The organism is Mesorhizobium sp. M7A.F.Ca.US.011.01.1.1 (genome assembly GCF_003998295.1).
Classification (GTDB): domain Bacteria; phylum Pseudomonadota; class Alphaproteobacteria; order Rhizobiales; family Rhizobiaceae; genus Mesorhizobium.
Genome location: NZ_RZRT01000112.1, coordinates 1 through 8,322 on the forward strand (window position 1 = coordinate 1; position 8,322 = coordinate 8,322).

The following is an 8,322-nucleotide window of genomic DNA, read 5'->3' on the forward strand; positions in this document are numbered from 1 at the left end:
GCCCATCCCTCCCTTGTATAGATTGATGTTCGTCGGTCACGTGTGAGGCGAAATGCGTTGCGTTTCCAAAACGCGATGCGGATGCCTGGTGCCTCGCCACAAGACCCTGGCGGTTGTCATGCTGCCTTCCGGCAGATCGTCTGCCTTGATGCCGTACCCTTGCCGCTCGCATCCGGCCGCTGACAAGCTCTGGTCAGATCGGAGCCATCGTGGCGGCGATGCTATCCCTGGCCAAGGGCTGTCTCTGACACCATCCGTGATGCTGCCTTAACCACCAGGGCAGAATGCCAGTCATAAGGGAGGGTGATCGCAATCTCGTGACCGGCTCGATACTCGCGCCCACCGGATTGTGATGCGTGCAGGCCTGCTTGTGATCCGGCTTGTTTCAAAATTTTTGTAAGATGGCCGCGGTCCACACCCCCCGTGGAAACAAGAGGAGAGGGTCCCACCCTTGTCCTCCTCCAAGGCCCGCTCCGGTTCACCGTGGCGGGCTTTTGCTTGGCGCCAATAGATTACTCCATGTCAGGTACGTCGCCGCTGACGAAGAGCGTGTTCGGCGGGCCGTATTCGCCCAGCGTCGGATCGGCCTCGCGGCTCCAGGCGATGACGCCGGCATGCTTTGCCGCCAGAGCCCTGGCGGTGCGTATGGCGCGGTCTTCGCTCTGCTGGTCGGCGGGTCCAAAGGCTGGGAACAGCTCGCCATCCTCACCGCGATCGAACGCGACCACGACGATCAGCCTGGGATTTTTCTGGCCACTGGAATCGGACATCTTGCACCTTTGTCGCGGAACCTATCACATTGCGCGGGGTTGAAGGCCGCGAATCGATGAATGCCGACTTTGGGGAGTGGCATCGTGCAAGATCAGCGTTTCGATGAGCCGGTCAGGATTGCGCTCGGCCGATCGCGAAACTCGATCTTCAACGTGGAGCGGGTCGCTCAGGCTGCCGACATCCTGCTGAACCGCTGGCCGGTTGCAACCGGGCAAAAGCATATGGTTGCCCGTAAGGTCTGTCTGGCCGTGCTCGAGGGAAAGAAAGAAGTCTCGGCGGCAAGGGCGGCGTTCATCAACGCCGCTATCGAGGCGGACATTCTCGTTGAGCCGCGTGAGGTGTCGATCCCGTAGCCTGCCCGGTGAAATTGAATCAAGGATCGGCTCTATCCTCTTGATTGATCTCGGTCTTTCACACCGGCTTTTCCGGGCCATGGCAACCGGCCAGTTCGGCGCGCTCTGCGGACAATCCGAAATTCGGGGTTCATTGGGCCTGTTTCCGGCATCTGTTGACACGGCATTTCTATCCAGATATTGAACAAGACTATACAGGTTCAGTGAACAGGTACCCATATGAAGCGGCGCGCGGTTCAACTGTCTCCCGGTACGGGCAAACCCGAGCAGATCGCCACCGTTCTCGAACATGAAATCCGCTCCGGTGTTCTCGGCTTCGGCGACCGCCTGCAAAGCGAGAATGAACTTGTCCAGCGCTTCTCCGTCAGTCGCAATACGGTCCGCAAGGGCCTCGAAGAACTGTCCAGCCGCGGGCTGATCACGACCAGGGTTGGTATTGGCTCGTTCGTCACCTTCGACGGCAAGCCGGTGGATGACTCCATCGGTTGGTCGCGCGCGCTGGCCGATGCCGGCGCCAATGCCGAGACGCGGACGCTGCGGCTGGAGGTCATCGAAGACCCCGATCTGGCTGCGCTGCTTGGTATCGAAAGCCCGTTCTTCATTGCCGTTGACCGGGTGCGCACCAACGCCAGCGACGGCCATGCGATCTCCATCGAGCGCAGCCGGCTGCCATTGTCCTCCGAGCTTGAGGACGTACCGTTGCGCGGACTGCGCGAGGGCTCGCTGCACGAGACGCTGCGCGCCGCCGGCCTCATTCCCGACCATGGCGAGGAATGGGTCGAGATCGAGATGCTCAATGCCGAGGATGCGGCCATCCTCGGTTGCTCACAAGGCACGCCCTTCCTGCGCGGCCGCCGGCTGACGCGTGCGGCTGACGATCGGCCGATCGAGTATGTCACCAGCCTGCTCAACCCGGCACATTTTGCGCTGCATATGAGGTTCTGAGCGATGTCGGATGCAACCAGCAAGGCCATCGATCGCGCCATGGGCGCGCTTGTCGGCGGAGCGCTGGGAGATGCGCTCGGCATGCCGACGCAGCTTTTGTCGCCGGTTCGCATTGCCGAACTCCACGGCCATGTCGAGGATTTCATCGAGCCTTTCGCCGATCATCCGGTGTCGAAGGGACTGGCCGCCGGAACCATCACCGACGATACCGAGCAGGCGCTGCTGCTCGGCCGCATCCTGGTCGAATCCGGCGACCGTTTCGACCACGCGCGCTGGGTCAATGCGCTGCTCGACTGGGAGCGCGAGGTCAAGGCGCGCGGCAGCTATGATCTTTTGGGGCCGTCGACCAAGCGGGCCATCGATGCCATCAACAATGGCGTGCCGGCCGAGGAAGCGGGACGCAGCGGCGACACCAATGGCGCGGCCATGCGCATCGGGCCTGTCGGCATCATGATGCCGCTCGAACCATTGGAGGCGTTCGTCGCCAAGGTGGCGGAGACCTGCCGGGCGACGCACAACACCTCGATCGCAATCGCTTCCGCTGCTGCCGTTGCCGCTGCCGTCAGCCGCGGCATCGCCGGCGGTGGCTGGCGCGATGCTTCCGCCAGCGCCGTCGCGGCGGCGAGGCGAGGGGCGACGCTTGGTCATTGGGTCACCGGCGGCGACATCGCCGCGCGTATCGTCTGGGCACAGGACATCGTGCGCGGCAAGGCGATCAGGGATGCCATCCGGCTGATCACCGATCTGGTCGGCACCGGTGTCGCCAGTCAGGAATCCGTTCCGGCGGCCTTCGCCGTGCTGGAAGTCGCGAGTGGCGACCCTTGGCAAGCAGCCATCATCAGCGCCAATCTTGGTGGCGACACCGATACGATCGGCGCCATCGCCGCCGGCATGGCCGGCGCCTGCAGCGGTTTTTCCCGATTGCCTCAACAGCATATCGCCCGGCTTGTCGGCCTCGACATGTCAGAGGTTCGCGCGCTTGCCGCCGACCTCGTGGCAGCAAGGGTGGCGAAAATCGGTTCCGGCAAGGACGCGGCGGAATGAGCGGCCGTCTCGTCCATGTCGGCAGTGCCGTGGTCGACTATGTCTACCGCATCGACGCCCTGCCGGCGCCCGGCATGGAAAAGACGGCGTCGAGCTTCGCCCAGATCGCCGGCGGCGGCTTCAACATGATGGTCGCGGCCAGCCGCACCGGCATGCAGGTGGTGTTCGGCGGCCAACTCGGCAGCGGACCCAATGGCGATTTCCTGCGTGCCGCTTTCGCCGCCGAGGGCATCGCGACGCTGACGCCGCCATCGCCATTGACGGACAGCGGCAACTGCGTCGCCATGATTTCGAGCGACGCCGAACGCACCTTCGTGTCGTGGCCAGGGGCGGAGAGCGTGCTCAGCCGCGACCTGATGGCGCCGGTCGCGGTGGCGCCGGGAGACTGGGTGTTCACCTCCGGCTACACGCTAAGCTATCCCAAGAGCCGCGATGCGCTCACCGATTGGATCGAGGCACTTCCGGCAGATATTCCCTTCGTCTTCGATCCGACGCCGGTCATCTCGGACATTCCGCGTCCCATCCTGTCGCGGGTGCTTGCCCGCACCACATGGCTGAGCTGCAACACGACGGAAGCCGCCGAGATTGCCGGCCCAGGCGATGTCGAGGGACTCGCGGCACGACTTCTCGCCGACCACTGCCCCAAGGCTGCTGGCGTGATCATTCGCGCTGGCGCGAAGGGTTGCCATATCAGGCTGGCCGACGGCACAGCGCAGACCATTGCCGGCTTCAACGTCAGCGCCATCGACACCAATGGCGCCGGCGACACCCATATCGGCGGTTTCGTCAGCGCGCTGGCGCACGGCATCCCGCCCTTCGAAGCAGCGCGCTATGCCAATGCTGCGGCGGCCATTTCGGTCACCCGCCATGGCGGCTCGTCGGCGCCGAGCGATCACGAAATCCAGACATTCCTGAGCCATGCCGCCGACCCATCGGCAGCAGGCCGGACACAGAAGGCCAATGCATAACAGCTGGAAAGCCTGACAAGCCCGGGAACCGGGCAAACCCACAGAGAGGAACCAACCATGCGCATGCCTGACTTGACTGCTCTGCTGACGGCGACCGCCGTCTTTACCTCCGCACTCGCGTTCGCCGCCAAGGCCGACGAAGTGCATGTGCTCAACTGGAAGGGCTACGGCGCCGACGAGCCGTGGGCCGTCGAGGCTTTCGAAAAGGCGACCGGCAACAAGGTCGTCAACGATTTCTTCAATTCCGAACAGGAAATGCTGACCAAGATCCGGACCAATCCCGGCCTCTACGACGTCGTCATGATCAACGCCGCCTTCAACGACCAGGCGATGGACGGCAAGCTGATCCAGCCGATCGACGTCTCCAAGTTGCCGAACTACGCCGATATCAGCAAGGACAAGGCGGGATCGCCGATGCTCGTCCATGACGGCAAGGTCTACGGCGTGCCGTGGGTATGGGGCCTCACCGCACTCGCCATCAACGACAAATCCTTCGACAAGCCGCCGACGAGCATCGCCGAGATGTGGGATGCCGCCCACAAGGGCCGCGTCGTCATTCGCGACGATGCCGTTGAAGCGGTGCAGTTCGGCGCCATCGCCACTGGCCAGAACATCAACGACATCAAGGATATGGATGCGGTCAAGACGAAGCTGACCTCGCTGATGCCGCAGATCAAGACCTTCTGGAGCTCGGAAAACGACTGGAACCAGATGGTTGCCTCCAACCAGATCGACATCGGCACCTACTGGAGCGGCTCGGCCGATCGCGCCAAGACGCATTTCAAGCTGCCGGTCTCGCTGGTCGTGCCGCAGGAAGGCGCCGTTGCCTGGCTCGACGCGTTTTCCATTCCGGTCGGCGCCAAGAACGTAGCCGGCGCCGAGGCCTTCATCAACTACATGATCGACCCGAAATTCTACGTCGAATGGGTCACCAAGGTCGGTGCTCCCGTCTCCGCCAACACCAAGGCGGTGGAAGCGCTGCCCGAGGATGCCTTCAACCGCAAGGTCATGGGTGATCCCGAAGTGGCCAAACGCATCCAGTTCCAGGCGCCGATCACCGACGCCCAGCGCGAAGCCTATCTGGCGCTCTGGCAGCAGCTTAAGGTCGACGTGAAGTAAGATCACAGCCAGGCCAGCCGGCGGTTCGCGTCGGCTGGTTCTTCCAATACTGGGAGGAGGGTACCATGGCAGCTGCGACAGCGTCGCGAAGCGGGCTGAGATCGGCATTGCCGCTGCTGGCGCCAGCCTATCTCTGGCTGACGGTGGCGATCTTCCTGCCGCTATCCGCTATGGTCTTCTTCTCGTTCATGACCGAGCTGCCGCTGTCGGGAAAGCCGTGGGCGTTCACGCTTGGCAACTATGCCGCCTTCTTTTCGCAGAGCCTCTATCTGACGCTGCTGCTGGCCTCGCTGCGCCTTGGCCTCGAAGTGACGCTGTGGTGCGTCGTCATCGGCTATCCCGCGGCCTATGTGCTCGCCAAGGTGCTGAAGGGGCGCAGCCGCGAGGCGATCTTCCTGCTCGTCATCCTGCCGTTCTGGTCGAATGGGCTGGTGCGCATCTTCTCCTGGGCGATGGTTTTGCGCGAAGGTGGCATCCTTGACACCGCGCTTAATGCCGTGCTGCCGTTCAAGATCAACATCGACCTGATGTATTCCTATCCGGCCGTCATCATCGGGCTGGTGCATTCCTATGTGCCGTACATGGTGCTGACCTGTTATCTGACGCTGCAGGCGATCGACGACTCGTTGATCGAGGCCGGGCGCTCGCTTGGCGCATCGCGGCTGCAGGTGCTGAAGCGGGTGATCATCCCGCTGTCGATGCCCGGATTGGTGGCGGGTGCGGCGCTGATCTTCGTGCCGGTCGTCGGTTCGTTCATGGAGCCGCGCATCCTGGGCGGCCGTACCGGCACCTTCTACGGCACGGTCATCGAGGACCAGTTCGTCGCCGTGTTCAACTGGCCGCTCGGTGCGGCGCTCTCCTTCATCCTGCTGGCGGTGGTGCTGGTCATTCTGGCGGTGGCCTCGCCAATGCTGCGGAGGGCCGCGTGATGGCGACGACCCGCATCCTCGAATGGCTCGGCCGGTTCTACATCGGCCTGCTGCTCGCCTTTCTCTATCTGCCGATCATCATCATGGCGCTGATGTCGTTCAACGTCTCGCCCTTCTACCAACTGCCGTTCGAATGGACGACCGAGTGGTACGCCTCGCTGTGGCAGAACGACCAATTGATCTCGGCCACCTGGAACAGCGTCGAGATCGCGGTCATCACCACCGTCATCTGCGTCGTGCTCGGCTCTGCGGCGTCACTGGCGCTCTTTCGCTATGAATTTCCAGGCAAGAAATTCCTGCAGGCGCTGCTGTTTCCGCCGATCGCCATACCGTGGCTGATCACCGGCACGGCGATGCTGATCTTTTTCTTCGGCGTTGGCATCGGCCGTGGCCTGCATGCCATCCTGCTCGGCCATGTCGCACTGGCGCTGCCCTATGTCATCGTCGTCGTCTCGGCCCGGCTGCAGACCTTCGCGCCGGAGCTGGAAGAGGCGGCGCGCTCGCTCGGCGCCAACCAGTGGCAGGTGACGAGGCGCGTTACGCTGCCCTGGATCATGCCCGGCGTCATAGCCGGCGGGCTGTTTGCGTTTGCCGTTTCGTTCGATCAGTTCGTGGTGTCCTATTTCCTGGCGACGCCGGGCCAGACGACGCTGCCGGTCGAAATCTACGCCGCGATCCGCAAGGGTTTTACGCCCGAGATCAACGCGGTCTCGACCATCATCATTGTCGTGTCTATGGCGCTGATGCTGCTGACGGCGCGGTTCTTCAAATTCGGCGGAGAGAAATAATGGCCGGCGTGCAGGTATCCGATGTCTCGCGCAGCTTTGGCGCACACAAGGCGCTGGACAACGTCTCCATCGACTTCGCCGATGGCGGCTTCTACGCGCTGCTCGGGCCGTCGGGCAGCGGCAAGACCACGCTGCTGCGGCAGATCGCCGGGTTCGATTTTCCCGATTCCGGCCGCATCACCATCGGCGGTGAAAGCGTTGAGCGGGTGCCGGTCGAAAAGCGGCGCATCGGCATGGTGTTTCAGAACTATGCGCTGTTTCCCAATATGAGCGTCGCCGACAATGTCGCCTTCGGCCTGTCGGTGCGCGGCGAGGCCAGGGCGATCATCGCTACCGAGGTGCAGCGCGCGCTCGATCTGGTGCAACTCGGCAAGCTCGGCGGCCGCCGACCACATCAACTCTCCGGCGGGCAGCGCCAGCGTGTGGCTCTCGCCCGCGCCATCGTCACCAAGCCGCGCGTGCTGCTGCTCGACGAGCCATTGGGTGCGCTCGACAAGGCGCTGCGTGTCGACATGCAGATCGAGCTCAAGCGCATCCAGCGCGAGATCGGCATCACCACCATCTTCGTCACCCATGATCAGGAAGAAGCGCTGACGATGAGCGACCGCATCGGCATATTGCGCGACGGCAGGCTGGTGCAGGAAGGCCCGCCGGAGGAGATCTACGACCGGCCGAAGAGCGAATTCGCCGCCACCTTCCTCGGCGACGCCAACATTTTTCGCGGCGATACGACGGGCAATGGTATCCGGCTGCCGGACGGCACGGCGATTGCCGCCGGCGCGGGTGCCAAGCTTGCCGCCGGCGCCAAGGCGAGCTGCGCCGTGCGCCCCGAACGCATCCGCATCGCCACGGATGCCGGAGCGCCGGATGGCACCGCCAACATGCTCAAGGGGCAGGTTTCCAAGCGCATCTTCGCCGGCAACAACAGCACGTACTTTGTCGAGCACGCTGGTCAGACGTTGAAGGTCATCGTGCAGAACACCGGTGCCGAAAGACTGGCCGAGGGTCAGGAGGTAATGCTCAGTTGGTCGCCGAAAAGCACCGTGCTGATTGCGGCAAACTAGTCGACGCGGTTCGATAGCAGGGACTGTTGGCGTTCCTTCGCACCCCCCTCTGTCCTGCCGGACATCTCCCCCGCAAGGGGGGAGATTGGCGGTTTGAGCGTCACTGCCCTTTCTGCAACGTCGAAAATTTGCGAAAGCAGGTATGACGGCTAATCTCCCCCCTTGCGGGGGAGATGCCCGGCAGGGCAGAGGGGGGTGCTGTCCCTCCATCGGGCTAGAGCGATTCCTATTTTGAGAGAATCGTAGGATTCCCAAAGCCGGATGTTTGTGATTCAAGATGCTGGCTGGATTGGAGGCCAGCATCTGATGACGCGAGCGCTTTCAAATGATCTTCGTGAGCG

Annotated in this window: 9 protein-coding genes; 8 read left to right on the forward strand and 1 reads right to left on the reverse strand. The window is 63.1% G+C overall.

Translation table 11 applies throughout. The features are described from left to right. Positions 1 to 512: 512 nt before the first annotated feature. Positions 513 to 770, reverse strand: a complete 258-nt coding sequence (locus EOA13_RS35990) for a hypothetical protein (protein WP_023814060.1) — start codon at positions 768 to 770, stop codon at positions 513 to 515. A gap of 84 nt (positions 771 to 854) precedes the next feature. Here EOA13_RS35990 and EOA13_RS35995 point away from each other — a divergent pair, with 84 nt between their 5' ends. From EOA13_RS35995 to EOA13_RS36030, 8 genes are all read left to right on the forward strand, one after another. Beyond that, positions 855 to 1,124: a DUF982 domain-containing protein gene (locus EOA13_RS35995; protein WP_027035091.1), complete on the forward strand. Its 270-nt coding sequence runs from the start codon at positions 855 to 857 to the stop codon at positions 1,122 to 1,124. 219 nt (positions 1,125 to 1,343) lie between these two features. Beyond that, a complete protein-coding gene (locus tag EOA13_RS36000) occupies positions 1,344 to 2,069 on the forward strand; it encodes a GntR family transcriptional regulator (RefSeq protein WP_127297899.1) in 726 nt (241 codons plus the stop codon). Positions 2,070 to 2,072: 3 nt separating this feature from the next. Beyond that, positions 2,073 to 3,113, forward strand: a complete 1,041-nt coding sequence (locus EOA13_RS36005) for an ADP-ribosylglycohydrolase family protein (protein ID WP_127297900.1) — start codon at positions 2,073 to 2,075, stop codon at positions 3,111 to 3,113. Next, a complete protein-coding gene (locus EOA13_RS36010; RefSeq protein WP_127297901.1) occupies positions 3,110 to 4,081 on the forward strand; it encodes a PfkB family carbohydrate kinase in 972 nt (323 codons plus the stop codon). The genes EOA13_RS36005 and EOA13_RS36010 overlap by 4 nt, the downstream gene beginning before the upstream one ends. A gap of 57 nt (positions 4,082 to 4,138) precedes the next feature. Next, positions 4,139 to 5,200 (forward strand): ABC transporter substrate-binding protein, encoded by a 1,062-nt coding sequence (locus EOA13_RS36015; RefSeq protein ID WP_127297902.1) that lies wholly within the window; start codon positions 4,139 to 4,141, stop codon positions 5,198 to 5,200. Between the two features lie 65 nt (positions 5,201 to 5,265). Beyond that, the gene (locus EOA13_RS36020) at positions 5,266 to 6,129 is read left to right on the forward strand and encodes an ABC transporter permease (protein ID WP_127297903.1); all 864 of its coding nucleotides are present in this window, start codon (positions 5,266 to 5,268) and stop codon (positions 6,127 to 6,129) included. Next, the gene (locus EOA13_RS36025; protein WP_127297904.1) at positions 6,129 to 6,917 is read left to right on the forward strand and encodes an ABC transporter permease; all 789 of its coding nucleotides are present in this window, start codon (positions 6,129 to 6,131) and stop codon (positions 6,915 to 6,917) included. The genes EOA13_RS36020 and EOA13_RS36025 overlap by 1 nt, the downstream gene beginning before the upstream one ends. Further along, complete coding sequence (locus EOA13_RS36030) at positions 6,917 to 7,981, forward strand: ABC transporter ATP-binding protein (protein ID WP_127297905.1); 1,065 nt, start codon at positions 6,917 to 6,919, stop codon at positions 7,979 to 7,981. The genes EOA13_RS36025 and EOA13_RS36030 overlap by 1 nt, the downstream gene beginning before the upstream one ends. Positions 7,982 to 8,322 lie beyond the last annotated feature (341 nt).